The sequence below is a fragment of the Arthrobacter sp. YAF34 genome (genome assembly GCF_052113245.1).
In the GTDB taxonomy this organism is placed as follows: Bacteria; Actinomycetota; Actinomycetes; order Actinomycetales; family Micrococcaceae; genus Arthrobacter.
Window position 1 is genome coordinate 1 of the sequence record NZ_JBFRCV010000052.1, and the last position, 407, is coordinate 407.

Sequence of the window (407 nt, forward strand, 5' to 3'; positions counted from 1 at the left end):
GGGCTGCCCCGGTTGTGGGAACTGGACCCGATCAGCGGCGAACGCATCAGGGCCGGCCGGGCCACCGACCRCCGCTATGAACGCGACACGGCCGGGGAGCTGCTGCACATTGATGTGAAGAAGCTCGGGAAGATCCCGGATGGAGGCGGSTGGCGGGTCCACGGCCGCAGCGAAGCTGTGAAAGGCCGCGGGCTGGGCTATGACTACGTMCACGTTGCCGTGGATGACCACTCCCGTCTGGCGTATGTCGAGGTGTTGCCGGACGAGAAAGGGCGGACCTGCGCCCAATTCCTGACCAACGCCGCAGCGTTCATGGCCGCGAACGGTGCACCCGTGAGCGAAGTCATGACCGATAACGCCCTGGCCTACATTCGGTCCGCCGCCTTCGCCAAAGTGATGGCTGATCT

General features: G+C 65.3%; 1 protein-coding gene. It reads left to right on the plus strand.

The genetic code is table 11. The features are described 5' to 3' along the window. Window positions 1-407 (plus strand): DDE-type integrase/transposase/recombinase (locus AB4Y72_RS19720; RefSeq protein WP_441427817.1); only part of this gene is annotated, 407 nt, incomplete at both ends.